Raw genomic sequence first — 25,334 nt, 5'->3', positions numbered from 1 at the left:
CGGCTGGGCATTGGCCGCGCCACCCCATTCGCAGGGTGGCGCGGCCCTTCCTTTTCCGTGAACCTTTCAGGCTCGAGAAAGATCAGCGTCCGGTTCGCGTTCCTTTGAGATCACCTCAAAGGTCTTTGGCCAACCGCAGCGCATCGTAGATCGCCGCGTGCGTGTTGCGCGCGGCGACGGCGTCCCCGATCCGGAACAGGCGGAAGGAGCCCTCGGGGTTCTTGCGGATCGACTGCGCGCCGCCGGTCGCGAGCGCGTCATAGTCCACCTCGCCGAGGTTCGAGGACTTCGGCTTCAGTTCGAAGTAGATGTCGTCCAGCGGGCGGGTGCCGTGGTTGACGACGACCTGGTCGACAAGCCGTTCGCGCCGGAAGTCGCCGTAGTCGCTGCCTAGCGTCGCGCGCAGCTGGTTGCCGTCGCGGGCGACGGACATCAGGCGCCACGTCACGGTGAAGGTCGTGTCGCGCTTCTGCAGGTTGCGCATGTAGGGGACGAGGTTCATCGCCATCACCTCGGGCGCGAAGCTGCGGTCCGGCGTGACGACCTCGACCTTGGCGCCGGTTTGCGAAATGAGGTCGGCGGCCTGGAGCCCGGAATGGTCGCCAGCGTCGTCGAAGATGAGGACGTTGGAGCCCGGCTTCACGTCGCCCGACAGGATGTCCCATGCGGAACAGACGAGGTCGTTGCCCGAGCCGAGCACTTCGGTGTGCGGCAGGCCGCCCGTGGCGATGATCACCTCGTCCGGGTTGGTCTCGAGAACCGCTTCGGCATCCGCGTAGGTGCTGAAGTGGAACTTCACGCCACGCTTCTCGCACTGCTCGAACCTCCACGCGATGATGGAGATCATCTCGCGCCGGCGTTCCTGCTGGGCGGTCAGGCGGATCTGGCCGCCCGGCTGGTCGGCGGCTTCGAACACGGTCACGTCGTGGCCACGCTCGGCGGCGACGCGGGCCGCCTCCATCCCCGCCGGGCCGGCGCCGACGATGGTGATGCGTTTCCTGGTTTCAGCCGGCTTGATGGTCTGGGGCTGCTCAAGTTCGCGCCCCGTGGCGGGGTTGTGGAGGCAGAGAGCCATGCCGCCCTGATAGATCCGGTCGAGACAGTAGTTGGCGCCGACGCAAGGCCGGATGTCCTCCTCGCGCCCTTCGATCACCTTGCGCACCAGGTGCGGGTCGGCCATGTGAGCGCGCGTCATGCCGACCATGTCGAGCTTGCCGCTGGCGATCGCGTGGCGGGCGGTCGCGACGTCGGGAATTTTCGCGGCGTGGAAGGTGGGGAAGTTCGTTGCCGCGCGGATTTCCCCTGCGAAATCGAGGTGCGGCGCGTTGCGCATCCCCTGGATCGGGATCACGTCCGTCAGGCCCGCGTCCGTGTCGATATGGCCCTTCACAACATTGAGGAAATCGATGAGCCCGCTGTCCTTCAGCCGGTGCGAGATCTCTAGGCCGTCGGCCTTGGTCAGGCCGCCGGGCAGGTCCTCGTCGCCCGTGTAGCGCACGCCGACGATGAATTCGTCACCGCACCGTTTCCGGATTTCCTTCAGCACGTCGAAGGTGAACCGCAAGCGGTTGTCGAGCGATCCGCCGTAGGGGCCGTCCAGATCGTTGGTCAGCGGGGACCAGAACTGGTCCATCAGGTGCCCGTAGGCCTGGATTTCGACGCCGTCGAGCCCCGCCGCCTTCATGCGCTCCGCGGCGTCGGCGTAATCCTCGATGATCCGGGCGATGTCCCAGTCTTCCATCTTCTTCGGGAAGGCCTTGTGGGAGGCCTCGCGCTCGTGGCTGGGAGAGACAACCGGCAACCAGTCGGCCTTGTCCCAGCGGGTCCGCCGGCCGAGGTGCGTCAGCTGGATCATCACTGCGCAGCCTTCGTCGTGGCATTCGTCGGTCAGTTTCTTCATCCAGCCCACGACCTCGTCCTTCCAGGCGAGGATGTTGTTGAAGACCGGGGGGCTGTCCCGCGCGACCGAGGCCGACCCCGCCGTCATCGTCAGCGCGACGCCTGCCCGGGCCCGTTCCACGTGGTAGGCCCGATAGCGGTCCTTCGGCATCCCGTCTTCCGGGTAGGCCGGCTCGTGGCTGGTGATCATGATGCGGTTGCGAAGCGTGAGGTGCTTCAACTGGTAGGGCTGAAGAAGGGGGTCGTTGGACATCGCGGGGGGCCTTGTCAGAGGGGCTGTTGCTTGGGTCGGGGCAGAATTCAAAAAATGTGCACATGTGTCAAGTAAAGGTTCATCGATGACTATGGCAGGTGCATTAATGTACATTTTCCTTGTTAGGGACGGTTCCCGCCCGTATCACAAGCGACATGGACGACCACAAAGCGAACGAGACAGGGTGGCGAGGCTCCCGGGAAGGGTGGCTGGAAGCTGCCTACGACACCCTGATCGAAAGCGGTGTGGATGCTGTGAAGATCATGCCGCTGGCCGGCCGCCTGAAGCTCTCGCGCACGAGCTTCTACTGGTTCTTCAAGGACCGGCAGGAACTCCTCGCCACGCTGCGCGACCGCTGGGCAGAGGCCACGACGGCCCCGCTGGTGACGGCAACGCGCGAATATGCCGACAGCGAAACCGAGGCGATGCTGAACGTCATCGGCTGCTTCCTGTCGAACACGACATTCGATTCCAAGCTGGAATTCGCGGTCCGCAGCTGGGCGCTGCAGGACAATGCGATGATGGCGGAGGTGCAAAGGGCCGACGCGGAGCGGCTCGCGGCGCTGCGCGACATGCTCTGCAAATGGGGCCACAGCGACCAGGACGCCGATGTCCGGGCCCGGACGATCTACCTCGTGCAGATCGGCTACATCTCGATGCAGGTCGATGAAACGCTGGCCACGCGCATGGCGCGGATCCCGAACTATGTCGAGATCTACACGGGCAAGCTGCCCGGACCCCGCGAGATCGCGCGTTTCCACGCCCGGCTGGGGTTCAGCGCGTGAAGTCGGGCCTCAAGGCGGAATGAAGTCCACACCCGCGAGTGCGGAGACAGAAGCCGATTCCGGGGAAGGGGCCCGCTTCAGCCGTATTCCTTGCCAAAATCCCAGCCGAACAAGTCGATCTCGGCCTGGCAGAGACGTGAGATTCTTTCGACTTGGGCTGCAGTAAGCCCAGCAGCGCTATCCTCACGCGTACGGTGACCCGCCTTCTGGAAGGGAAGGGTCTCTGGCGACAAAGGAAGGCCGAGTTCGTCGCACATTTTCTGCAAATCCTGATGAAGATCACGGAAAGAAAGGACCCGATCCGCGGCAAGCTTCCCGTCGATCGTATAGATCAGGTAATTCGAATAGCCTCGAACAAGAGAGGAGTTTGGGGATTGTTCGATCATGTCCAGGAACGCGTCAAACTCCAGCTCGACCTTTTCCCTGACCTGTCTCCACCGCCAGAAAGAGAGCATTCGGTCCCAAGGGTCCCTTTCCACGCAGTATTTGCGATAGGTCCCCCACGCCTCCTCGCCGACAAGGTCCTTTACTGCCGCTGCACGCATGTGTTCGCGCAGCATCGTGCCAATCGGCCTGCCCAACACATGACAGCAGAACTGTTTGACTATCCTTTCTCCGACCTTGAAATGGGAAACTTCGTTGGATGTGTCCCAGAAGCCCACAGGAAGCGGAAGGTTTTCCGGTGCGGTCGCGATCTTGTCGCCCTCCTGCAGGGCGCCGCATAGCCATTTTTCAATTGAAGTACCCGCTGTTTTCCTCGTCTTCAGGAAAATATAGCGGTGGGTATTCGAGATTATGGTCATCGGATCGGTCTCATTTCAGCCCTGTGCGGTGATCGCTGGGAAAGTCGATGACCCGCACCAGGGTTTTTGGGGTCCGGTTCAGGAAGCACGGCTGCTCATGGTGGGAATTCTCGACATGTTGCGGACGTGCCTCGGGTCATGAACCTTCCTCCGATCGCCTTGCGACGACCCGCGTCCCGTGCCGGCGCCCGCGATCGCCTGGCCACATCGCACGTTCCCCGGGTCTTCGCCAATAGCCACAGTGAGGTGGTCGCACAGACTGGGCAGGAGTGGAACCCGTACTTTTCTTCATCAGTGAAAATCCGCCGCTGGCTGAAAAACCTTAGTGACGGAGCATGACTGGCGCGGCCCGCCTTGCCTCCAGGCGGGCCGTCATGACGAGCGTGAGGCCTGGCGTTTGCCCGGCGTAATTGACTCCGGCCAACTGCCCATGTAGCCAAAACCCGGCTACCGGACGCGCAGAGGACAGCCGAGAATAGGGGGCAAGACTTGATCTTCCTGAAACAGCACAAGATCGTCTTTCTCAAGGCGCAGAAGGTGGCCGGAACGTCTTTTGAAATTGCATTGTCCAAATATGCAGGTGACGAAGACATTATTACCGCCATATATGGCAAGGACGAAGCGCTCCGGAAATCGCTTGGTTTCCGTTCCGCCCAGAACGCCGAGTATTCCCTTTCGGAGATCCTTTCTTCCCACAAGTTGGAATATCTGAGGAGACGGCTGAAAGGTAAGAGGCTATACAAATATCGCAATCATATGAGCGCGGAAGAGGCTTTCAAGAAACTCGGGCGGGAGGTCTGGGATTCTTCCGTGAAAGTTTCGATTGTTAGAAATCCCTACGATTTTGTCGTTTCGAACTACTTCTGGCGAACCAAGGGGAAAAAGACCCGTCCGGAATTCTCGGAATGGTTCTACAATAATCCTCACCTGATAAACAACAACTACGCCCAGTACTTCATCGACGGGAAAGACGTCATAGATTTCTATATCAGGTTCGAGAATTTCGAAGTGGACATCCCGGCACTCGAGCGGCAGGTTGAAAGCCTCTCCGGCTTGTATGAGACATTTGCCTCGATCAATGCCAAAGGAAATATCAGGCCGGCCGGCAGTTCGTCGAAAGAATTCTTCAGAGGTCACGACGATATCGTCAAAGTGATCTCCGAGAAGAACAGATACATCATCGATAAGTTCGGATACGAGCTATAGGGGCCTTGCTCGCCATGCAGCAACAAGGCCCTTCCGCCTCTCCGGCCATGTCTTCTGGATGCTTGGCCGGCTCGATATGCCTGGGCCGAGCGTGGAGCGCCCTCGGCCCAGGCCTTTGATCAGCCGGTGATCTCGGCGACCTTGACCGCGCGGCCTTCCTCGACCGACTTCAGGGCGGCCTCGGCGAGCACCAGGGCGAGAAGCCCGTCGGTGCCGGTGGTCGGGGTCTCGGTCCCGGAGGTCATGGCCCCGATGAAGGCCGCGATCTCGTTCGCATAGGCCGCGACGTATCGGGTCATGAAGAAGTTCAGAAGCGGCGGGCGGTGGAAGCCCTCGGCCGTCGCGACCTCGATGTTTGCCTCCGCCATGTTCATCGCGGAGGCCGAGCCCTTGGAGCCCAGAACCTCTATCCGCTGGTCGTAGCCGTAGGTCGCCCGGCGGGAGTTGGTGATGACGGCCTGCCGGCCCGAAGCGGTCCGCAGGATCACGTTGACAGAGTCGTAGTCGCCAAGCTCGCCGATCTTCTTGTCCACGAGGACCGAGGCCGCGGCCTGGACCGTTTCGACCTCTTCGCCAAGAAGCCAGCGGGCCATGTCGAAGTCATGGATGGTCATGTCGCGGAAGATGCCGCCCGAACGGGTGATATATTCGTAGGGCGGGGCGCCCGGGTCGCGGGAAGAAATGGTGACCATCTCGACCTCTCCGACCTTCCCGGCGTCGATCGCGGCCTTCACGGCCATGAAATCGGGATCGAAGCGGCGGTTGAAGCCAACCATGAGGGTGCCCTTGTTGGCCTTCACCACTTCCAGGCAGGCTTTCACGCGCTCGACGTTCAGGTCTATGGGCTTCTCGCAGAAGACGGCCTTGCCCGCCTTCACGCCGGCCTCGATGAGGTCGGCGTGGGTGTCGGTGGGCGTGCAGATCACGATGGCGTCGACGTCGGAGGACCCAATGATCTCCTCGATCGTGCGGACGGCGCAACCGTAGGCGGAGGCGATGGCCTCGGCCGCAGCCGGCAGCGCGTCGGCGACCGCGACGAGAGAGGCATTGGGGTCGTTGGCGATGGCGCGGGCATGAACCTTGCCGATGCGGCCAGCGCCGAGCAGGCCGAAGCGAATAGTCATTTTTCTGTCTCACTTGAGCCGGGCAATCCGGCGGTTAGGGTTGCGGGCTGGCGCCGAGGCCGCCGTCAGAGACCGGCGGCTTCCGCGTATTCCGGTTGAGTCTTGGCGCCCGTGATATAGGCGACCACGTCCTGGCCATCGGTTTCGGACTTGTTGAGGTTCGCGACGATGCGGCCGCGGCGAAACACCACGATGCGATCCACGAGGTCGAAAACCTGCCGCATGTTGTGGCTGATGAGGATCAGGGGTTCGCCCTGTTCCTTGAGCGTGCGGATGATGTTTTCGACCTGCGCCGTTTCCTGCACGCCGAGGGCGGCCGTCGGCTCGTCCATGATGGTGAGCTTGGAATGGAAGGTCGCAGTGCGTGCGATCGCGACGCACTGCCGTTGGCCGCCGGACATCCGCTCGATCGTGTTGTGGATGTTCGGGATCTTCACGCCGGTCTTCTGCAGGGCCGCGAGCGTTGCATCGCGCATGCCCTTGTAGTCGAGGATCGAGAACGGCCCGAACTTGAAGCGGATCTTCTCTCGCCCGAGGAAGAGGTTGTCGGCCACGTCCAGATGGTCGGCCAGAGCCAGCGTCTGGAACACGGTCTCTATCCCGGCCTCGCGGGCCTCGAGCGGGCCGGCGAAGTTCACCGGCTGCCCGTTGAAGATGATGTCGCCGCGGGTGCGCTGTTCCACGCCGGTGATCTGGCGCACGAAGGTGGATTTCCCAGCCCCGTTGTCGCCCATGATCGCCACGTGCTCGCCCTTGCGCAGAGCGAAGTCCGCCCCTTCCAGCGCGTGCACGCCGCCGTAGTGCTTGGTCAGGTCGCGGGTTTCCAGAATGATATCGTTCATGGTCCCTCTCCTTATGACCGGGCCGACGCGCGGCGCTGCCGCCACTGGTCGAGCACAACTGCGCCCACGATGATCGCGCCCTTGACCATCTCCTGGTAGTAGGCGTCGAGCTTGAGGAACGTGAAGCCGGAAATGATGACGCCGAAGATCAGCGCGCCGAGAACCGTTCCGATGATCGAGCCGCGGCCGCCGGAAAGGCTGACGCCCCCGATGACGGTCATGGCGATCGCGTCGAGTTCGTACATCACGCCCATGCCGGCCTGGGCGGTCAGGTTCTTCGAGGAGAGGACGATGGCGGCGAGGGCGGCCAGCATCCCGGCAATGGTGAAGACCATGACCTTGTGCCGGGCCACGTTGATCCCCGACATGCGCGCCGCGTCCTCGTTCGAGCCGATCGCGTAGGTGTGCTTGCCGTAGACGGTGTGGCGCAGGATCAGGTGGAACAGGATCGCGAGCGAGATGAAGATGACGACGGGCATCATCCCCTTGCCGATCGCGGCATAGCTTTCGGTCGGGAAGGAGATCGGCTGGCCCTTGGACCACCACTTCGCGACGCCGCGCGCGGTGACCATCATGCCGAGCGTCGCGATGAAGGGCGGAATCCGCGTGTAGGCGACCAGAATACCGTTGACCATACCCGCGATGAGGCCGCAGGCGAGACCCACGAGGATCGGCGCGATCACGGGAAGGTCCATCGCCCATTCGCCGAAGATCGCCTTTGGGTTGGGGTTGCCGTTGACGATGGCGGTCTGCGCGAAGCTCATCGTGATCATCGCGGTGGCGCCCACGATCGAGCCCGAGCTCAGGTCGATCCCGCCCGAGATGATCACCTGCGTCACACCGATGGCGATGATGCCGATGATCGACACCTGCAGGATGATGATGTTCAGGCGCTGCATGTTGAACAGCCCCTCGACGTTCTCCCGCGTGTTGAACAGGAAGCTGTCGCCCAGAAGCATCCAGCCGAGAGATTCGAAGGCCACCACGATCAGCACGAGCGCGATGAAAACGTTCAGTTCCTGCGGTCGCTGCCGCTTCGAATGGTCGTATTTCAGACCGCCGATGCCATGAGTTGTTTCGGCCATTTCCGAGCTCCTCCCTCCCTTGATCCCCTCTCCCCGGGGTGGAGTGCGAGAGCGGCGCGAGACGCGCCGCTCCCATGTTCAATCCAACAGGATCCTATCAGTTTTTCGACAGGTAGTTGTCGATGTTGGCCGGGGTCACCAGCTCGAACGGGATGTAGACCTTCTGGTCGACGGCTTCGCCCTTCGCGAGCTTGAGCGCAGCGTCGAGCGCGCCAGCGCCCTGGCCGGCAGCGTTCTGGAATACGGTCACGTCGAGATCGCCCGCCTGCATCGCGGCAAGGGCGTCCTGGGTGGCGTCGATGCCGCCCACCACGATCGTGCCCATGTCGAGGCCGGCGGCCTTCATGGCCTGGATCGCGCCGATCGCCATTTCGTCGTTGTTGGCGATCACGCCGTCGAACGGGGTGCCGGTCGACAGCCAGTTGGTCATCAGGTTCTGCGCCTCGTCTCGCGACCAGTTCGCGGTCTGCTCGTCGATGAGGTTGAGTGTGACCTCGCACTTGCCGGCTTCGATGACATCATGGATGTCCTGCGTCCGCTGAACGGCGGCCTGGTTCGAGAGCTGGCCAATCATCACGTAAACGCTGGCCTCGCTCTTGCCTTGCTCCTTGAAGAGCCGGCAGACCTCGATCGTCTCCAGCGTGCCCGACTCGCGCTCGTCGGAGGCCACGAACGCCTGGTTGTCGGGCAGCGTGTCGACGTTGATTGGCTGACGGTTCACGTAGACCAGCGGCACGCCGGCAGCGGCGGCGGCGTCGGTCATCGCCTGGGTCGCGGAGGTGTCGACCGGGTTCACGATGATCGCGTCAACGCCCGAGGCGATAAAGTTGTTGATCTGGTCGAGCTGCTTGGCGACGTCGTCCTGCGCATCTTCCACCTGCAGGTCCACGCCTTCCATGGCCGTGGCCTGTTCGATCATGCCGTTGCGGAGAACGGTCAGGAAGTTGTCGTCGAATCTCGCCATCGTCACGCCGATGGTTTCCGCCATGGCGGCGGTTCCCATCAGGGTCGCGAAAGCGGTGGCAGCGATAAAGGTCTTTTTCATTAGGGTCCTCCCTTGGTCGGTGTCCGGCGCACCGGTTTCATTGCCGGAAACCCCTTGTCGGGGCGGTTCATCCTCCGATCAGGCGACGGTCGCCTGGATCTGCGAGGCAATGAAATCGAAAGAACGGCGGATCTCCGAATAGGGATCGGCCAGCGCATGCGTCTCCGGCGAGAAGCACTCGTAGGAGAAGGGGCCGTCATAGCCGGCCGCGAGCAGCGCGGCGATCTGCTCGACGTTGCCCAGCCGGTCATGCTCATCGACCAGAACGCGGTGTTCGTCTTCCATCACTTCCACCGGAACAGACGGATCGACGACGGCAGAAATGTGCACGATGCCCGTGTATTCGGGATAGAGCGGCCCACCGCCGGCGAGCGTGTGGTGGAACGTGTCATGCACGAGCTTGAAATGGTCCCGCGCGCCGAGCGCCTCGATGGCTTCCACGAGTTCAGCCTTGGACCTGAGCGAGGAACGAAGGAAGCCGAGCGGCTCCACCAGGGCGACCATCTCGGCCTCCTGCAGCATCGGCATCACTTCCCGCAGAGCGATCCGCAGGTTGGCCTGCCGTTCGCCGTTGCCACAGCCCTGGCCATCGTTGCGCGGAATGAGGCTGATGGTTTCGGCCCCACAGGCCTTCGCCGTCGCGATGAGCGCGCGCACTTCGGCGGCGATCTCGTTCGACCAGCTGTTGAAGGGGTAGACCTGGCTCAACCCGACGAGGCGAAGCCCCTTGTCCTTGGCGATCCGGCCAGCCTCGGCAGCATCCATACCGTCGAACAGGGGGCGCGCGATGTCATTGCGCACTTCGACTCCGACGCAGCCGAGCTTCCTGGCGAGGTCAAGGAATTCGACGTAGCCGAGATTGGGCGTCGTCATGTGGTTGAGTGCTGTCTTCATGTGATCCCCCCTGCGCGTCCACGGAATTCGGCGGGGACATGCGTCTTCAAGTCGCGGGAAGGCTGTCGACGGAGGGGCTTTGCGTCAATACTTTTGGCATCATATCGCGTCATGGATGAAGGTTTTCGCAACACCGCGATGACGTTTTTGCGTCATTCACAGGTTGTCAGGCAGCACGATGCGAGGTTCGAGGAAATGCTGGCCCGCGATGCCGGTATCTCCCCTGAGGGCGGATTTCACCATGAGATCGATGAGGTCGTGGCACAGTTCCTGAAGGGGGGTCGAAATGACCATGAGGACATATCCGTCAAGCAATGCGGCCCGGCTTTCGGACGTGACCTCGTTCACCACGAGGGCGACCTGACCGGGTTTCGTGGCTTCGCGCAGCGCGGCGATCGCGCCCTCCATCCCGCCCCCGGCGACGTAGATGCCCTTAAGGTCCCGGTGCCGGTGCAACAGGTCGAGAGTGGCCTCGTAGGTGACCCGGCGGGTCTCGAGGTTCACGAGCGTGTCGAGAACCGAGAACGCCGGCGCGCTGTCGCGCACGAAGGACCGGAAACCAACTTCGCGAAGGTCATGTCCATGCCAACGGTTGCCGCCGACGAAGATGGCGAGTGGCCCGGGCTGGTGGACGGTCTTTGTCATGATCCAGGCCGCGAGGCGCCCCACCTTCATGTTGTTGAGGCCGATGTAATTCTCGCGGATGCCCTGGGCGAAATCGTTGAGAAGGGAGAATGTGGAGACCCCGCGGTTCTTCAGATCCTGGACGACCTGGTTCAGCCTCTGGTCATTCACCGCCACGCAGGCGATGGCATCCACCTTGCGTCCGGTTTCCTCGAGCAGCGAGGCGAATTCGTCAGGCGACTGCGAGGTGGCGAACCGAATCGTGGCCCGTCCGCGGATATCGGTCCGGGCGGCCACGGCGGTTTCGATCGCCCGCGCGAAGTTCTGGTAGAACTCCTGCTTCTGCTTGACCAGCACGAAGCCCAGATGAACCGACGGGGCGGAGGTCTCCAGCCTTTTGTCGATCAGCCCGAACCCGTGATAGCCGATGCGATGGGCGGCATCCGCTATCTTTCGCAGGGTCTCTTCCCGGACCTTGACGCGGCTGTTCAGCGCGCGGTCGACCGTCGTCAGGCTGACCCCTGCTTCACGTGCGACATCCTTGAGCGTTGGCCGGTTTGCCATCGTTCCCCATGAAGGTTTTGCGTCATTCCGCCGCGACAAACGCAAACCTCGTCCAGAGAGACGGCGGCTGTCAAGAATGGCGTGCGTCTCATCGACGGGAGGGAGGCGGGTCGCCCGTGGGCGGATAGGGAATTCTCAGGTTCGCCGGCCAATGCTGGAAAGCGCCACCCCTGTGATCGTCAGCGCTACAGGAATGATGTTCACGCCAAGCGCGTTCGCCGCGTAGCTTCCCTTGAGCGCGAGGAACGTCAGCCCGCCACAGGCGAGGCATGCCCCGAGCGCCGCCTGAACCGGTCCCGGGAGGGTGCGTTCCGACTCTCTGGAGGCCGATTCAATACCCCCGAAAATCAGGATGAAGGGAAACAGCGCCACGAAAAGGATGGCCAGCCAGAGCGGTCGCGTGAGCCACCACTCGACGCTCCCTGGAAAGACCCGGAGCCCGTAACCGTCGGCGAGAAGCGACAGTCCCACCACGGCTATCAGGGTCGAGAGGTGCCAGAGGTAGATCGTCATGATCCGCTGACCGATCAGGATGACGAAGGCCCAGCGTTTCGCGTCCTGAAGCCAGTCCGCGACCTTCCCGCTCGACAACAGGATCAAGCCGGCCTGGGTGAAGCCGATCGACAGCATCGCGAAGGTCGGTGGCCGGGTGTTGGACATCTCTTCTCCCGGAACGCTCACCATTGCGACCGGATATCCGAGAGGGCCGACCAGCAGAATGAGCGAGAATGCTCCCAGCGCCGCGAGTAGAAACGGCGCAGCGAGGCTTCGGATCCCGCCATTCCACCAGTACCCGAGCTGATGCATCGCCAGCCAGACGAAGGCATAGTTCGTCCACCGCAACCAGCCAATGCCAGCGGAAAACGCGATCAGGTCGACGAGGGCCGAGGCAACGACAAGCAATGCCACCGAATAGAGTCCGTAGCGTTCCCAGGCCCGGATCGTGATCGGCGCAACGACGGTCGCCATGATGTAGACGGCGAGGAACCACACCGGAACCAACGCCGCACGGGACGCGGCCTGTATGATCCCGGCGTCCAGGCCCGCGGCCCAGGCCACTCCGGCGCTGATGGCCCAGATCATCACGAGAGGCGCGGTCGGCAGCAACAGGCGCCGGAGGCGGGTCGCCTGCCAGGACCGGCGCTTCTCCGGATTCTTTCGCGCGGATTTCCACGACGCGGCGTTCGAATAGCCGCCGACGAAGAAGAAGATCGGCATGACCTGCACGACCCATGACGCGTATTGGGTCCAGGGTTGAACGGCCAGAAGCTTGGTGAACTCGAGCCCGCCGTTGACGAAGTGGGGAACGCTGACCATCCAGTGGCCGAAGACGACGACAAGGATCGAAGCCGCCCGAAAGAAATCAGCCGCGCGATTGCGGTAGGCAGGCGTGTTTTCGGCTGCGATCTTCGCCTGCGACCATAGTGACAATGCCGGCCTCGCCCTTCTCCCCCACGGGGATTGAATTCGGAACTGCGGCCGAAGGCAATGCCAAACGGGCGATTGGTGCGGCAATTCCCCGAATGGGGCCCGGGCTCTACGCTGATGGCGGGCCAAGACTGACGGTGTGAGGTATTTGTCCGCCGGTCAGCGTATCAGGTCTGAAAGATAGCGGCCGTAGTCGGATTTCCCGAACCGCTTTGCATGCGCGCGCAGATCGTCCGCATCGATCCAGCCGGCGTTGTAGGCGATCTCCTCCGGGCAGCCCGTCTGCATCCCCTGCCGGAGCGACAGGGTGCGCACGAAATTCCCCGCATCAAGCAGGCTTCCATGCGTCCCGGTATCCAGCCATGCGTAGCCGCGGCCCATCTTTTCGACGGTCAGGTTGCCATCCGCCAGATAGCCTTGCAGCAGGTCCACGATCTCGAGTTCACCACGCGCGGAGGGCTTCACGCGGGACGCCCGTTCCGGGGCGGTTTCGTCGAGGAAGTAGAGCCCCGTTACCGCGTAGTTCGACGGCGGCTTCGCAGGCTTCTCGACGATCTCGACAGCACGGCCCTCGGCGTCGAAGTCAACCACGCCATAGCGTTCGGGATCGGCCACGTGGTAACCGAAGACGGTGCCGCCCCTCGTCCGTGCATCGGCGCGGGCAAGGACTTCGGGCAGCCCGTGACCAAAGAAGATGTTGTCGCCGAGCACCATCGCCGAGGGGGCGCCGTCAAGGAATTCCTCGGCCAGGACATAGGCCTGCGCGAGGCCGTCCGGCGAAGGTTGAACGATGAAGGTGAACGAAAGCCCCCACTGGCTCCCGTCACCCAAGAGGCGGGTGAATTGCGACTGGTCCTCGGGTGTGGTGATGATCGCGATCTCTCGGATGCCGGTCAGCATCAGGACCGAGACCGGGTAATAGATCATCGGCTTGTCGTAGACCGGCATCAGTTGCTTGGAGACGCCCATGGTGATCGGCCACAGCCGCGTGCCGGATCCACCGGCCAGGATGATGCCCTTGCGTGCCTTGGCGTCCGCCATCCCGATCCTTCCCTATTCGTTCCGAAGTTCTGCAAGTACCGCGTCGAGCCCGGTCCGCCAGTCCGGCCGCGTCAGTCCGAATGCCTCGAGCCCGGAACAATCCAGCCGCGAATTCGCCGGGCGCCGTGCGGGTGTGGGGTAGGCCGAGGTCGGAATGTCCTCGACCGAGGTCCGCAACCCCGCACGGGCGAATATCGCGCGGGCGAAGTCCGCCCAGCTGACGTCCGGTGTGCCGGCGAAATGGTAGGTGCCGCTCTTGGATGGGTCCGGCTTCAGGGCCTCTGCGATCGCGAGGCAGGCGCCTGCGATGTCGGCAGCCGGGGTCGGCCCGCCGACCTGGTCGGCGACGATGGTCAGCCGGTCGCGCTCGGCTCCGAGGCGCAGCATGGTCTTCACGAAGTTCGTGCCGTGTGCCGAAAACACCCATGACGTGCGGAGGATGGCGTGCACGCCACCCGCGGCGCGCACGGCCTCCTCTCCGGCGAGCTTGGTGCGCCCGTAGGCCCCAAGGGGGGCGGTGGTATCATCCGGAAGCCAGGGGGTCGTGCCCGAACCGTCAAAGACGTAGTCGGTCGAAATGTGCACGAGTGGAATGCCGAGTTCCGTACAGGCGCGGGCCATGGTGCCGGGGGCTTCGGCATTGACGCGCCGGGCGGTTTCCTCCTCGGCTTCGGCCTTGTCCACGGCTGTCCATGCGGCGGCATTGATGACCGCTTCGGGCCGGGCCGACAGGATCGCATCAGCGCAGGCCGCCGGGTCGGTCAGGTCGGCCTTGTCACGTCCGAGGAAAAGCGCCTCGGGTTCGAGGCGGGCAAGTTCCTTCGCCACCTGGCCAGTTCGGCCGAAGATCAGGATCATGCCTTGACCCCCAGCCGTTCCCCAACGCCCTTGCGTGACTGCAACGGGCGCCACCAGCCTTCATTGGAAAGATACCATTCGACCGTGCGTCGCAGCCCTTCCTCGACCGTGACGGACGGCCGCCAGCCGAGTTCCTTGCGTATGCGGGTCGGATCGATGGCATAGCGCTTGTCGTGGCCGGGTCGGTCCGCGACGAAGGTGATGAGGCGTTCGTGAGGCGCTCCCTCGGGGCGCAGCTCGTCAAGGATCGCGCAGATCGTCTGGACGAGTTCCAGGTTCGTGCGCTCGTTCTCGCCGCCGATGTTGTAGCTTCGCCCGATCTCGCCCTTCTCCAGCACCAGCAGCAAGGCGTCAGCGTGGTCCTCGACGAATAGCCAGTCCCGGACGTTGTCACCCTTGCCGTAGATCGGCAGCGGCTTCTCCGCGAGCGCGTTCAGGATCACGACGGGGATCAGTTTTTCGGGGAAGTGATAGGGCCCGTAGTTGTTCGAGCAGTTCGTCAGCACGACGGGAAGGCCGTAAGTTTCATGCCACGCCCGGACAAGGTGATCCGACGCGGCCTTCGAAGCGGAGTAGGGGCTGCGCGGGGAGTAGGGCGTCGTTTCGGTGAACTTTCCCTCTGGCCCGAGCGAGCCGAAGACTTCGTCGGTCGAGATATGGTGGAAGCGGAAACCGGAGGGTTGCCCCTCCTGCATCCAGTAGGCGCGGGCGGCTTCGAGGATGTTGAACGTGCCGTTGACGTTCGTCTCGATGAAATCCCCGGGTCCGTCGATCGAGCGGTCCACATGGCTCTCGGCGGCGAGGTGCATCACGGCGTCGGGCTTGTGAGCCGCAAGGATCCTGTCGAGCGCGGCACGGTTGCGGATGTCCGCGTGCTCGAAGGCGTAGAGCGGGCTGTCCGCCACGCTCGCCACGTTCTCGAGGCATGCCGCGTAGGTCAGCGCGTCGAGGTTGACGACCGAGTGCCCGCGCGCGATCGCGAGCCGCACCACCGCCGATCCTATGAAGCCCGCGCCTCCCGTGACGAGCAGCTTCATTCCCGGCCCTCCCAGGCGAAGGGGCTGTCGAAGTCCTTCAGGAACGGCGCCTTCGCGTCCTTGTCCGAAAGGACCGGCGCCCCGGAGATCCCCCAGTCGACGCCGATATCGGGGTCGTTCCAGCGGATCCCGCCATCGCATTCGGGGGCATAGTAGTCAGAGCACTTGTAGACGATCTCGGTATCCGGTTCGCGGGTGACGAACCCGTGGGCGAAACCTGCGGGTATCAGAAGCTGAAGCCCGTTTTCCGCCGAAAGCTCGACACCGGCCCACTGGCCATAGGTCGGGCTTCCCTTCCTCAGATCCACCGCCACGTCGAACAGCCGCCCACGCCCGCAGCGCACGAGCTTCGCCTGCGCATGCGGCGGGGTCTGGAAATGCAGGCCCCTGATCGTCCCGACTTGCCGCGAAAGCGAGTGGTTGTCCTGCACGAAGTCCAGGTCGATCCCGGCGGCGGAGAGGACCCTGCGCGACCAGGTCTCTTTGAAAAAGCCGCGCTCATCGCCGAAGCGGCGCGGCGAGATCAGGAAAAGCCCTTGTATTTCAAAGTGTTCGATCTTCATTCTGGCTCTTGTCTTCGGTTGCGAAGCCGGGAACGAAGTCCGGATCGCGCGCTAAGGTGCTGGGCGCACATTACCCGGATCACCCGGAAGTTGAAGCGGATATCGGTCACGTTCTTTCTGCGGGGAGGCATAACAGGCCCGAACAAGACCGCGCGATTGTGTCGAGGCTTGGGCTGCTTACCAGGTAACGAGTTCTGGTCGTATGTGCCGCGAGGCAATGACAATTCACGTACCCGCCTGCATTGCCGCACACACCGGAAGAAGACAAGGTTGCCCGTCCGCATCCTTTGGTGGGGTGCTTGGTTGCCGGGATGGCAGGCTATGTGGCAGGCAATTTCACCTGCTCCCACACATCGCCCCACTCAGGGAAATCCGTGACGATCAGGCACGACGTCCCATGCCACACCATGACGCCGCCCCCCGGCAATTCGCGAAGTTCCGGTCTACCCGGCCAGCTTGTCAGGTCGTAGCGCTGCCGGGCGTCCCAGCCGGTCAGTTCGACCGCCGCGCCGTAGTCGAGCACGAAACGTTTGGCGCCGGCGGCGGCCTCGATCCGGTTGGGGCCGGGGCCGATCAGCAGGGTGTGGTCTCCCTCGGCCAGAGTAATGCGGTTGCGGCCGGGGCCGGTGTGGATCTCGGACGCGCCCTCGCCATCGTGGATCTCGTCGTTGCCCGGTCCGGCGAGGATCAGGTTCCGACCGGTGCCGCCGCGGATCACGTCGTCGCCCGGTCCGCCGTCCAGCGTGTCGTTGCCGGGGCCGCCGATCAGCGTGTCGTTGCCGCTGCCGCCGTAGAAGGCGTGGCGGTCCTTCGGGCGTTTCCCGGTTGCCACCAGCAGGTCGTCGCCTTCGCCTCCGTGGAAGGTCGCCCCGCCGTATTTCGGGCCGATCATCACGTCGTTGCCGTTCGATCCGACGACATGCACCGCGACGCGCTCCGACGTCTCGAACCGGAAGGGGCTGTCGGGATGAGCCACGATGCGCAACACCTTGCCTTCGCGCGTTTCGCTGCCCTCGCGGCGTGCGACGACGGTTGCGACGCGCAACTCCTCGATGTTCGGCGGCATGTTGAGAACAAAGTCGTCGGGCCCGCCCATGTACCAGAGCGTATCGTGCCCGCCATCGTCCGTTTCGCGGATACGTTCGGCATTGCTGCCATAGGCCCAGTAGTGGTTGTCGCCAGAACCGCCCGCCAGAACGACCGTCCCGTCGACTGCCAGCATCGCATTCACGCCGTCTGCCGGGTTCTCGTGCCCGCGCAGGTCGATCCCGAGGTCGAGCGCGCCGCGCACCAGTTCCGCCCTCAGCTGCTCCATCGGAGCGGTCTCGACGAGGTTCTTCGTCTCTCCGGGGTCGCGGACGATGTCGTAGACGTGCTCCTCGCCGTTCGGATAGCGGAAGTAGCGCAAGTGGCTAAGCGCCGGATCGGTCGGGCGAACCGACAGCGTTCCGAAGACCGAGGTGATGGGGGATTTCGTTTCGTCGAACCCGCCAAAGCTCGGGTCGATCAGCGGCAAAAGGCTCTGGCCCGAAACCCAGTCCGCGCGGCGGGGCAGCCCCGCCAGGTCCATGATCGTGCAGGGCAGGTTGTGCAGCGAGACGGGCAGATCGATCACCCGGCCGCTCTCCATCCGCGGGCTCCAGATCCCGAGGGGCACGTGGGCGGCGCTGTCCCACTGGCTCATCTTGTGGAAGCTGTCATGGTTGCCGAGGTTGAAGCCGTTGTCCGACAGGAAGATCACCGTGGTCCGCGCCGCGAGGGGCGACGTTTCCAGTGCGTCCAGGAAGCGGCCGATCTCGTGGTCGACATGGCTCACCGCGGCGAAATAGGCGCGCACGACCTGCCGCCAGCCCTCGTCGCCCGCCTTCTCCGGCGTCCAGTTGCCGTTCGCGATATAGGCCGCCTCGTAGACGGCGAAGCCGGGCTGCGGGCCGAAGTAATCCTCCGGTGCCGCGATGGAGGGCCAGCGGATCGCCGCCGGGTCGTACATCTGGTAGAAGCGGTCCGGGCATTCGAGGTTGAAGTGTGGGTGCTTGAACCCGAGCTGGATCAGGTGCCGCCGGTTCGGATCGGCGCGGCGCACATGGTCGATGGCGTTCTGCGCGACCCAGTAGTCGTAGAAGCGATCATCCTGCGAGCCGTCGTCGTCGGGATGGTTCACGCCTGCGATCCCCGGCCCCTTGCCACCGAGATACACCTTGACCTTCTTGCGCCCGCCCTTGTCGCTGGCCTCGGGTTCCTCGTGGAAAAGGATGCGCCGGTATTCCTCGGGCATGGGCTTGTAGTTGCTGTCCACCTTGCCCGTGGTGAAGTTGTAGAAGCCCGCGCGGCGCAGGTCATAGGCCCAGGCGCGTTCCGGGGGCATCACGTCGCGCCAGAAACGGTTGAGGTCGACGAGGCCGGTCCGGTAGGGCGAGAGCCCCGTGGCGACCTCCGCCCGGCAGGGGGCGCAGAGCGGCACCGTCGCGTAGGTATTGGCGAACCGCACGCCCTTTTCCATCAGCCGGTCGATGTTCGGGGTCTGGATCGTCACGCCGAATGTGTCGCGCCAGGTGAAGACATCGATCATGTCATCCACCCAGATCAGGCAGATGTTGTCCTCGCGGATCGTGTCACGGTCGAACGCCATGGTCAGAGCTCCCAGAGGATGAAGGTGTCGAGGGCATCGCGAAGTGCGATGGCCAAAGGTGCCGGGCGGCGCGACAGGATGTCGAGACCCGGCCAGAACAGGACCTCGGAGATGATCGCGCTGCCCAGCGTCTTCTTCATCCCCGGCCGGTGGTTGCGGCAACCGATCAGCAGGCGGCCGTCCGTCGCGAGGTCGGTCACACCCGCGGCCTCGGCTTCCGCACCGTCGGGCCGGGCCAGCGACAGCCTTCCCGCGGCGCAACTCAAGATCGAAACCTGCCAGCCGCCGCCTGCGGGGGGCAAGGCCGCCACGGCGCGTTCCGCGTCGTCGCGAAACACGATCTGGCGGTCTTCCGTCTCTGCGAGGAAGACGTAGTTGGCATCCCCTCCACCACGAACGGTCAGGAGGCTGCGCGCTTCCTCCGCCCCGCTGGTCCAGATGATCGCGGCCGACCAGAGGCCTGGATCGGGGGCCGCCGAAGGCGCCTCGAAGCCTCCGTTCGCTCCGGCCGTGAGATGAAGCGCCATGCGGCCGCGATAGGGGGCGAACCTGCTGAACCCCGGCTCGATGGCCTTCGGTTCGGCGGTGATGTCGCCGACATGAGCGGGCCAACCCGCATTCGTGCCGTCGATGGCGCGCAGCCATAATCCATTCGCGTCCCGCGTCAGATCGGCAAGGCGCGTGACGGCGTGGTGCGCCAGTGCCATCGGGGGCAGGGTCACGGGGACCTTCGGCATCGGATCACCGGATCTCGATGCTGCCGGGCAGGGCCCAACGGTGCAGGGCCCGCCCCGTGCGGGACACGGCCTGCCAGTCGTCGCGCAGCGCGCCGCAGGCAGGAGCGTGGAGTTCCCCCGCCGTTCTGTCGCGCATGGGCCCACCGATCGCGTAGTCCAGTCGCGGCGCGTGACCGCCCGGTGCGGGCAGGAGCGCTCCGTCGAGGCGGATCAGCACCGCCTCCGGATCGTCGGGCGCGATCTCGACCGAGGCGACGCGTGCCTCCGTCCCCGCCAGCGCGAAGCCCGCACCCGGACCGGCGCCGAACGGATCGGCATGGTCGATCACCAACGGCCCCGCCGTCTTGAATGTGGCGCGAATGACATCGCCTTCCCGCTCGGCGAGGCACATCAGGGGGCAGACCCAGTCCTGACGCGCGAGGGCCGCTTCGAGGGCATGAGCCTCCATGTCCGCGCGTTCGCTCGCCGCTTCGGGTGTTGGCTGGCCAAGGCCGTCCTGCGCGAACATGTATCCCGCCGCGGCGACGATCAGCTGGTGCATTCCGGGTCTGAGGGCGAGGCGATGAAACCCTTCCAGCGCGGGCCGGTTGGCGTCGGCGTCGTTCTGCCACCACGCGCCGCAATCCGCGACGGTCAGGAAGCGCAAGGCTCCCAAGTCGCGTCCGGCCACGCGCTCCGCCAGCCTGTCCAGGAGCGCGATCCAGTCGCGATGGAAGGCTTCGGCATCGGTCGGGGCATTGTCCGGCCCCGGTTCGACCCTGAGCGCCAGCAGGCGCGCGTCCTTCCCGAACGCCCCGGCCAACGCCGACATCCGGTCAAGCAGGACATCCAGCGCGTCCAGAGCCGCATCGGGAACGGGGAGGGGGCCAGGCGCCACCAGTTCATGTCCCGTCACGACAAGCGGCAGGCGCCGGTAGGCCTGATGACGCACGGCGATCAGCGCATCCGCCAACTCGCTGTCGGCCGATCGGTGGCGCAGCGTGACGACGGGGCGGTCGGGCTCGCCCTCATGGGGGGGAGGGCAGGAGACGACGTGATGCGGAAAGCGCGGCGCGCCCGACCAGGTGGTCGCCTGGCGTCCGCCGCCGAGCCCCAGTATCCCCAGCACGGGGCCGCCGGTCTCCGCCACGATCCCGCCGCCGGCGGCATGGCGAAGATAGCGACGCGGCCCTTCGGCCCCGGGCAGGCGCGCGGCGAAGGTGAACCAGTCACCCGAGCGCGTGACGTCCCAAGCGTCGATGTCACCAAGAACCGCAGGGTCGAGGCGTTCGACCTGTCTCACGAGCGCAGCTTCAGGCTGCTCCGCCGCGCTTGTCGTGATCGCAGGGGCAAGCCGGCCCAGGCGCCGTGCCAGATCGGTCACCACGATGTCCGACAGATGGAGAACGAGTCCGGTTTCGTCGTATTCGATCGCCGCGCCGTTTTCGGCTTCGACGAGCACGCCGCGACCGGCCTTCTTGTCATCCGACGGCATTTCGATTGATGGTCCTTCCTGGTTCGCGGGGAACTCTACCGGCAGATGTTGCAGACTGCCAGTCGCCCACGTGCGAATGGCATGATAATGGATGCGCGACGATTGAAGCCTTGAGACCGCCTGGCGAGGAAAGTGAATGCCGTTCGACCCGATGAAGCCGCTGGCGCCGGAAATCCGCATCATCGAGAATGCGATCATCGTTCCTTTCGGCGATGGGCGCGCGTCGGGCATACAGCGCCCCGCGGGGGTCTTCGATGCCGACGGCCGCTTTGTCGAAGAGTCGCAGTGTTTCCGGAACTCGACGCTGCCCACAACGGTGACACCGACGGGGCCGGCGCCGGAACCGGAAGGTGAGACCATACCCGGCCTGTGGCTCTACGGCGGGATGCTCTACCAACACTTCGGGCACTTCCTTCTTGAATCGACGGGCAGGTTGTGGGCGCGTGCGCATGTCGGGGAGCGCCCCGAAGGCGAACTCTTCCTGCTGAAGCAACGTGTCACATGGCCCGAGCGGTTCGTGAGGCCGATGCGGCCGATGTTGACCCTGTTCGGGGCACGCCGAAAGCGTGCCACGGGAGTGGCGACCCCTGTACGGGTCGAGCGGCTCGCGGTCGCTCCGCAGGGCTTCGGCACGGGCGACATGGTCGCCGGCAGCCCGGAATTTCGTGCCTTCACAAAGCGGCGCCTCAGGCGCCGCGTGACCGCGGAAGGCGCCGAAAAGATCTATATCTCCCGCACGCGGCTCTTTTCCAAGCGGGGCCGCTATTTCGGCGAGGCGCAGATGGAGCGTCTTTTCGAGACCGAAGGCTACCGCATCTTCCATCCGCAGGAACATTCGATCGAAGAGCAGATCGCGCAGTACAAGGCCGCCAGGATGATCGTGTCGAGCGACTCCTCGGCGCTGCACCTCGCCGCGTTCTTCGCCGAGGATGGTGACCGCGTCGGCATCGTGCTGCGCCGCCCCGGCAACACGATCGACGATTTCCTAACCCAGTTCCGGTACTTCGGCGGTGCCGAACCAGATGTCATAGATGCACTCAACGGCCGCTACTACCAGTTCGAGGGCGCGAAACTGTCGCAGATGAGCGAAATCTACTCCGAACTTGATTTCCCTGCGCTGGGGCAAGCACTGGCCGAACGTGGCTTCATTCGCCGGCCACAGCACTGGTCGCCGATTTCGGCGAGCGACATAGACACGGAAAGGCACGACCTGGCAACTCGCCTCGGCCAAGAGATCGTTGCCGCCGAAATACAGTAACGCCGACGCGTGCCGATTGGCCGCGAACGGCTGGCTGGCGAATGGGCCGCCGATCTCGTGCGCGATCAGACGCGGTTCTTTGCTCGTCCCGGCATTTCGTAGGGGATCGCGCGCTTGCGCAGAACGGAGGAAAGCTCGTCAGGAAGCAGGTCGAGCACTCGCCGATATACGGCCAGGCATGCCGGTTCGGACCGAAAACTTCCTGGGATGTGGTAGTGTGCCAGTCTAACGTCTTCCCCGGCAGGTTCGCGCCGTCGATAGAGCGAATAGTTGTAGGTTTCGTCATGGACGCGCATCTTCAGCCCGCTGCGTGCCACTGCGATTGGCAGTGCGATCTGGTCGAGCCAGGGCCGTTTGTTTGGGATATCGAGCGCCTGGTCAATCTCGATCGCTGTTTCCAGCCATAGCTCCCCGAACCGCAGACCCATTTCGGTTGCCGCTTCTGCGAAGCCGACAAAGCCAGCGTTGAAATACGGTAGCGTTTCGACTCTCCGTCCGCGACACATTCGCACTCGTTCGTCAGGAACGGGTAGCCCGAAATGGCGATAGACCGGCACCCAGTCCTCAATGTGCCGCCCCCACGTTGGCACACCCTCCGGGACAGCGAAAACCGTTGGTTCTGGCGTGCCACCCTTCGACACTGAGTCTGAGATTGGGCTTAGCAGAACCGTATCGGTGTCAAAAAAGACTGATACGTCGCAATCACGCGCTTGAGAGGCTGCGAGAAGCTTGTTTCCATGAGGATAAGGGGAGGCCCACGGCGACGGCTGATCGATGATCGGCACGATCGAGGCTCCGAGTACTGCCATCGCCTCACGGAAAAAGCCCGAGAGTTGCAGGAGTTTCTGCTCCGGGCAGTAGACGTTGATGCACGCCACTTCCGGATGGGCGAGCCGCATGGATCCAACCAAGATAGTAGCGGAATCCTCAAAGCGAGGGCCGTCAGCAACCAGAATGAAGGAAACGCTGTTCATCTTGCCCGTACTTCATGAAGGTTGGAGGCCGAGGACGGAGATCAGGCATAGGCTTGAAACATCGCTGTTTCACAGGAGTGATTGGAAGCGGCCCGGGATCTCGACGTAGAGCGCCCGATCGTTCTGCGGCGGCGGACGTTTGCGGGCTTCCCCGTCCTCATTCCAGGTAAAGACGTGCTTGGCAACGCCGCAAACTTCGTCGTAATCCTCGATCTCCATTGTCGACGTTGAACGGATGGCAGTGAAACGTTCTCCAATATAGGAAACGAACGAATTGTGCTGGGCATCGCCCCCTCTGGCGGAATGCCGTTCCTGGGCGATGTTGAGGTCCGCCAGCGCAAGATGGAAGAGCACGAAGTTGTTCGAGATCTTCACGGGGCGGTTGATCAGGCGATGGCCGCCGCCAGCCCAGTTGTTCCAGCGGCTTATCGCGAACGGTTTGGTGTAAAGGCCAGAAACCACTCCGAAGGGTCTTTGCGCAAGAATCGGCGAAGTCCGGTCCGCAGGCGAGAGATCCGCGCCGCGCTGTATCACGTCGATGCCGATCGCAAAAATGTATCCGTCGTCGTCGACCTCGCCGAGGGCTTCGTCCCAGTCCAGATGCGCGGCCGGATCCAGTACAACGAATTCATCGACATCCATACGCAGTACATATCGGTAGCGCTTCCTGAGGCCGTTTGCCCGCTTCGACATCTCGCTGGCAATGAAGCGGTCATTCCTGATACGCGCGCGCGGCGCGTCTTCGATCACTTCCACATTGACGCCGGTCAGATCGACATCTGGAGTCCAGTCTGATCCGTCAAGAGTGACGTAAAGATTCTCGCGGCCAACGATCTGAGAATAGTGGTGGATCCACTTCTCAAGAAAAAAGGACTCTTGCCGTGCATGAGTCAACGCGCAGGACAGTTTCTTTGCCATCGTTCAGTTTGTGCGGAGCAAGGTGGTCTCTGGGCAAGTGGGTTCGCGCGACGTTATCGTTGCGGACCGCCGAAGGCAAACCGAGATCAGGCCGTTGTCCACGTGGCTCAAGTGCTGGTTGGGCGACGTCAGACCAGAAGTGAGACGAAGGGAAACTCGTTCATTTGTCACGAGTTTCCGTCAGCGAGGCCGGGTCAGCTTGGAGCTTGCGGAGGTGTCGTACGCCAGTCTCGCGCTTGAGCATTCTTTGGCCGACCTTGAAGAGACCTGTCTCTTTCAGGACCCGAACGTTTCGGTAATGCGCGGTGAAGATACTTCTATCCTTTGGCAGAGGCAGGCCCCGCAGACGGCCGCCCAAGATGTAATGTTGCTCCTCTGGAAGAATGTTCCAGCTTAAGCCTGCACGCCGGATCGCAATCGGAAGTGTCATCTGATCAAGATAAGGACGCCGTTTGGGAAGCCAGTCCTCTCTGTCCAGTGTGCGAGCTGTATCGTACCAGACTTCTGGAAAACGCTGTCTTTCAGGTCCGCCGTCCTCGGGGAACACTACGAGGCCCGCGCTGAAATAGGGAACCACGGACCCGCCAGCGCGCATGAGGGAGATGCGCTCGTCGGGCACAGGCATGTCGAAAACGGAGTAGATCTTCTCCCAGCTTTCGTAGTTCCCCCATGGCATGGACGCTGCCGCCGAGCATGAGACGTGTCCGTCGCGTATCAGATTGAGCGGATCGTTCGCTCTCAGGAACATCACGTCGCTGTCGACGAAGGCCGAGAATTCGGTGTTTCGCGGCTGAAGCGCGGCAATGATCTTGTTCCCGTGGGGATACGGGCTGTCCCACATGCTCTCGGTTTTCATCGGCCGAACTTCGGCTCCCATCATCTCGTGAGCCCGAAGAGTGGCGGGATGCAGTTCGTCAAACCTGTGTTCAGGGCAGTAGCCGACTGCGGCAACCTTAGACGGGTCGAAATGCGTCCGGATGGACGCGAGCAGAGTGCATGCGAAGATCTCGTATTGAGGAGGCTCTACGATATAGAAGAATGTCAGAAGAGGTCTGGTCATCGTCTTGCGTCTTTGATGGTCTACTGCGCTTGATGAAATGGCCGCCTGCGGACAGGAACGTTGCGTCAGATTCGATGCTTTCGGATCGCCCCGTCGATTGTCGGCACCTTCGAGGTATCTTGATAGACGTGACTGCACAATGGTTTGTGTCGTTGCGGCCAGCGTGTTCGGCCCGAATACCTCTTTTCGTTCTGGAGTCGAATGTCCGTCCTCGGTAAGTCTTCCATCAAACG

22 protein-coding genes are annotated in these 25,334 nt (G+C 63.3%); 3 read left to right on the top strand and 19 right to left on the bottom strand.

Going from position 1 to position 25,334, the window contains the following annotated elements; all coding sequences use genetic code 11:
- Nucleotides 1-115: 115 nt before the first annotated feature.
- Nucleotides 116-2,152 (bottom strand): N-methyl-L-proline N-demethylase HpbA, encoded by a 2,037-nt coding sequence (gene hpbA / locus ABCN56_RS06850; protein ID WP_343080012.1) that lies wholly within the window; start codon nt 2,150-2,152, stop codon nt 116-118.
- A 155-nt stretch (nt 2,153-2,307) separates the two neighbouring features.
- On the opposite strand from hpbA, the gene ABCN56_RS06845 reads away from it, so the two are divergent.
- On the top strand, nt 2,308-2,937 hold the full coding sequence (locus ABCN56_RS06845) for a TetR/AcrR family transcriptional regulator (protein ID WP_343080011.1): 630 nt from the start codon (nt 2,308-2,310) through the stop codon (nt 2,935-2,937).
- A gap of 77 nt (nt 2,938-3,014) precedes the next feature.
- Here ABCN56_RS06845 and ABCN56_RS06840 read toward each other — a convergent pair whose 3' ends face one another.
- Nucleotides 3,015-3,740, bottom strand: coding sequence for a sulfotransferase family 2 domain-containing protein (locus ABCN56_RS06840; protein ID WP_343080010.1), 726 nt, complete (start codon nt 3,738-3,740; stop codon nt 3,015-3,017).
- Nucleotides 3,741-4,229: 489 nt separating this feature from the next.
- On the opposite strand from ABCN56_RS06840, the gene ABCN56_RS06835 reads away from it, so the two are divergent.
- Complete coding sequence (locus ABCN56_RS06835; RefSeq protein ID WP_343080009.1) at nt 4,230-4,946, top strand: sulfotransferase family 2 domain-containing protein; 717 nt, start codon at nt 4,230-4,232, stop codon at nt 4,944-4,946.
- Nucleotides 4,947-5,065: 119 nt separating this feature from the next.
- Here ABCN56_RS06835 and iolG read toward each other — a convergent pair whose 3' ends face one another.
- The 14 genes from iolG to ABCN56_RS06765 form a co-directional block, all read right to left on the bottom strand.
- Nucleotides 5,066-6,070 carry an inositol 2-dehydrogenase gene (gene iolG, locus ABCN56_RS06830; protein ID WP_343080008.1) on the bottom strand — a complete coding sequence of 335 codons (1,005 nt, stop codon included), beginning with the start codon at nt 6,068-6,070 and terminating at the stop codon, nt 5,066-5,068.
- Between the two features lie 65 nt (nt 6,071-6,135).
- Complete coding sequence (locus ABCN56_RS06825; protein WP_343080007.1) at nt 6,136-6,912, bottom strand: ATP-binding cassette domain-containing protein; 777 nt, start codon at nt 6,910-6,912, stop codon at nt 6,136-6,138.
- A gap of 11 nt (nt 6,913-6,923) precedes the next feature.
- A complete protein-coding gene (locus ABCN56_RS06820) occupies nt 6,924-7,997 on the bottom strand; it encodes an ABC transporter permease (RefSeq protein ID WP_343080006.1) in 1,074 nt (357 codons plus the stop codon).
- A gap of 97 nt (nt 7,998-8,094) precedes the next feature.
- Nucleotides 8,095-9,042, bottom strand: coding sequence for a sugar ABC transporter substrate-binding protein (locus ABCN56_RS06815; protein ID WP_343080005.1), 948 nt, complete (start codon nt 9,040-9,042; stop codon nt 8,095-8,097).
- Between the two features lie 78 nt (nt 9,043-9,120).
- Nucleotides 9,121-9,936 (bottom strand): TIM barrel protein, encoded by an 816-nt coding sequence (locus ABCN56_RS06810; protein ID WP_343080004.1) that lies wholly within the window; start codon nt 9,934-9,936, stop codon nt 9,121-9,123.
- Nucleotides 9,937-10,092: 156 nt separating this feature from the next.
- Nucleotides 10,093-11,124, bottom strand: coding sequence for a LacI family DNA-binding transcriptional regulator (locus tag ABCN56_RS06805; protein ID WP_343080003.1), 1,032 nt, complete (start codon nt 11,122-11,124; stop codon nt 10,093-10,095).
- A 135-nt stretch (nt 11,125-11,259) separates the two neighbouring features.
- The gene (locus ABCN56_RS06800) at nt 11,260-12,555 is read right to left on the bottom strand and encodes an acyltransferase family protein (RefSeq protein WP_343080002.1); all 1,296 of its coding nucleotides are present in this window, start codon (nt 12,553-12,555) and stop codon (nt 11,260-11,262) included.
- 156 nt (nt 12,556-12,711) lie between these two features.
- Nucleotides 12,712-13,593 carry a glucose-1-phosphate thymidylyltransferase RfbA gene (rfbA, locus tag ABCN56_RS06795; RefSeq protein ID WP_343080001.1) on the bottom strand — a complete coding sequence of 294 codons (882 nt, stop codon included), beginning with the start codon at nt 13,591-13,593 and terminating at the stop codon, nt 12,712-12,714.
- Between the two features lie 12 nt (nt 13,594-13,605).
- Entirely contained in the window at nt 13,606-14,451 is an 846-nt protein-coding gene (rfbD, locus tag ABCN56_RS06790) for a dTDP-4-dehydrorhamnose reductase (protein ID WP_343080000.1), read from the bottom strand.
- Nucleotides 14,448-15,488, bottom strand: coding sequence for a dTDP-glucose 4,6-dehydratase (rfbB, locus tag ABCN56_RS06785; protein ID WP_343079999.1), 1,041 nt, complete (start codon nt 15,486-15,488; stop codon nt 14,448-14,450). The genes rfbD and rfbB overlap by 4 nt, the downstream gene beginning before the upstream one ends.
- The gene (gene rfbC, locus ABCN56_RS06780; protein ID WP_343079998.1) at nt 15,485-16,051 is read right to left on the bottom strand and encodes a dTDP-4-dehydrorhamnose 3,5-epimerase; all 567 of its coding nucleotides are present in this window, start codon (nt 16,049-16,051) and stop codon (nt 15,485-15,487) included. Before rfbC ends, rfbB begins: the two co-directional genes overlap by 4 nt.
- Nucleotides 16,052-16,370: 319 nt before the next feature.
- The gene (locus tag ABCN56_RS06775) at nt 16,371-18,680 is read right to left on the bottom strand and encodes a sulfatase-like hydrolase/transferase (RefSeq protein WP_343079997.1); all 2,310 of its coding nucleotides are present in this window, start codon (nt 18,678-18,680) and stop codon (nt 16,371-16,373) included.
- Between the two features lie 2 nt (nt 18,681-18,682).
- Nucleotides 18,683-19,417: a hypothetical protein gene (locus tag ABCN56_RS06770; RefSeq protein WP_343079996.1), complete on the bottom strand. Its 735-nt coding sequence runs from the start codon at nt 19,415-19,417 to the stop codon at nt 18,683-18,685.
- Nucleotides 19,418-19,421: 4 nt separating this feature from the next.
- Nucleotides 19,422-20,891 (bottom strand): hypothetical protein, encoded by a 1,470-nt coding sequence (locus ABCN56_RS06765; RefSeq protein ID WP_343079995.1) that lies wholly within the window; start codon nt 20,889-20,891, stop codon nt 19,422-19,424.
- Between the two features lie 136 nt (nt 20,892-21,027).
- Here ABCN56_RS06765 and ABCN56_RS06760 point away from each other — a divergent pair, with 136 nt between their 5' ends.
- The gene (locus ABCN56_RS06760; RefSeq protein ID WP_343079994.1) at nt 21,028-22,149 is read left to right on the top strand and encodes a glycosyltransferase family 61 protein; all 1,122 of its coding nucleotides are present in this window, start codon (nt 21,028-21,030) and stop codon (nt 22,147-22,149) included.
- Between the two features lie 65 nt (nt 22,150-22,214).
- On the opposite strand, the gene ABCN56_RS06755 is transcribed toward ABCN56_RS06760, so the two are convergent.
- From ABCN56_RS06755 to ABCN56_RS06745, 3 genes are all read right to left on the bottom strand, one after another.
- Nucleotides 22,215-23,123 (bottom strand): hypothetical protein, encoded by a 909-nt coding sequence (locus ABCN56_RS06755; RefSeq protein ID WP_343079993.1) that lies wholly within the window; start codon nt 23,121-23,123, stop codon nt 22,215-22,217.
- Nucleotides 23,124-23,192: 69 nt separating this feature from the next.
- On the bottom strand, nt 23,193-24,041 hold the full coding sequence (locus tag ABCN56_RS06750) for a glycosyltransferase family 2 protein (protein WP_343079992.1): 849 nt from the start codon (nt 24,039-24,041) through the stop codon (nt 23,193-23,195).
- Between the two features lie 160 nt (nt 24,042-24,201).
- A complete protein-coding gene (locus ABCN56_RS06745; protein WP_343079991.1) occupies nt 24,202-25,101 on the bottom strand; it encodes a hypothetical protein in 900 nt (299 codons plus the stop codon).
- Between the last annotated feature and the right edge of the window lie 233 nt (nt 25,102-25,334).

It is taken from the genome of Ostreiculturibacter nitratireducens, from assembly GCF_032670585.1.
In the GTDB taxonomy this organism is placed as follows: Bacteria; Pseudomonadota; Alphaproteobacteria; order Rhodobacterales; family Rhodobacteraceae; genus Ostreiculturibacter; species Ostreiculturibacter nitratireducens.
This window is presented reverse-complemented; position numbering and strand designations above follow the sequence as displayed.

Excerpts from the sequence above, each read along its gene's own strand:
- hpbA (WP_343080012.1), bottom strand. The coding sequence starts at position 2,152 with ATGTCCAACGACCCCCTTCTTCAGCCCTACCAGTTGAAGCACCTCACG.
- ABCN56_RS06845 (WP_343080011.1), top strand. The coding sequence starts at position 2,308 with ATGGACGACCACAAAGCGAACGAGACAGGGTGGCGAGGCTCCCGGGAA.
- ABCN56_RS06840 (WP_343080010.1), bottom strand. The coding sequence starts at position 3,740 with ATGACCATAATCTCGAATACCCACCGCTATATTTTCCTGAAGACGAGG.
- iolG (WP_343080008.1), bottom strand. The coding sequence starts at position 6,070 with ATGACTATTCGCTTCGGCCTGCTCGGCGCTGGCCGCATCGGCAAGGTT.
- ABCN56_RS06825 (WP_343080007.1), bottom strand. The coding sequence starts at position 6,912 with ATGAACGATATCATTCTGGAAACCCGCGACCTGACCAAGCACTACGGC.
- ABCN56_RS06820 (WP_343080006.1), bottom strand. The coding sequence starts at position 7,997 with ATGGCCGAAACAACTCATGGCATCGGCGGTCTGAAATACGACCATTCG.
- ABCN56_RS06815 (WP_343080005.1), bottom strand. The coding sequence starts at position 9,042 with ATGAAAAAGACCTTTATCGCTGCCACCGCTTTCGCGACCCTGATGGGA.
- ABCN56_RS06810 (WP_343080004.1), bottom strand. The coding sequence starts at position 9,936 with ATGAAGACAGCACTCAACCACATGACGACGCCCAATCTCGGCTACGTC.
- ABCN56_RS06805 (WP_343080003.1), bottom strand. The coding sequence starts at position 11,124 with ATGGCAAACCGGCCAACGCTCAAGGATGTCGCACGTGAAGCAGGGGTC.
- rfbA (WP_343080001.1), bottom strand. The coding sequence starts at position 13,593 with ATGGCGGACGCCAAGGCACGCAAGGGCATCATCCTGGCCGGTGGATCC.
- rfbD (WP_343080000.1), bottom strand. The coding sequence starts at position 14,451 with ATGATCCTGATCTTCGGCCGAACTGGCCAGGTGGCGAAGGAACTTGCC.
- rfbB (WP_343079999.1), bottom strand. The coding sequence starts at position 15,488 with ATGAAGCTGCTCGTCACGGGAGGCGCGGGCTTCATAGGATCGGCGGTG.
- rfbC (WP_343079998.1), bottom strand. The coding sequence starts at position 16,051 with ATGAAGATCGAACACTTTGAAATACAAGGGCTTTTCCTGATCTCGCCG.
- ABCN56_RS06775 (WP_343079997.1), bottom strand. The coding sequence starts at position 18,680 with ATGGCGTTCGACCGTGACACGATCCGCGAGGACAACATCTGCCTGATC.
- ABCN56_RS06770 (WP_343079996.1), bottom strand. The coding sequence starts at position 19,417 with ATGCCGAAGGTCCCCGTGACCCTGCCCCCGATGGCACTGGCGCACCAC.
- ABCN56_RS06765 (WP_343079995.1), bottom strand. The coding sequence starts at position 20,891 with ATGCCGTCGGATGACAAGAAGGCCGGTCGCGGCGTGCTCGTCGAAGCC.
- ABCN56_RS06760 (WP_343079994.1), top strand. The coding sequence starts at position 21,028 with ATGCCGTTCGACCCGATGAAGCCGCTGGCGCCGGAAATCCGCATCATC.
- ABCN56_RS06755 (WP_343079993.1), bottom strand. The coding sequence starts at position 23,123 with ATGAACAGCGTTTCCTTCATTCTGGTTGCTGACGGCCCTCGCTTTGAG.
- ABCN56_RS06750 (WP_343079992.1), bottom strand. The coding sequence starts at position 24,041 with ATGGCAAAGAAACTGTCCTGCGCGTTGACTCATGCACGGCAAGAGTCC.
- ABCN56_RS06745 (WP_343079991.1), bottom strand. The coding sequence starts at position 25,101 with ATGACCAGACCTCTTCTGACATTCTTCTATATCGTAGAGCCTCCTCAA.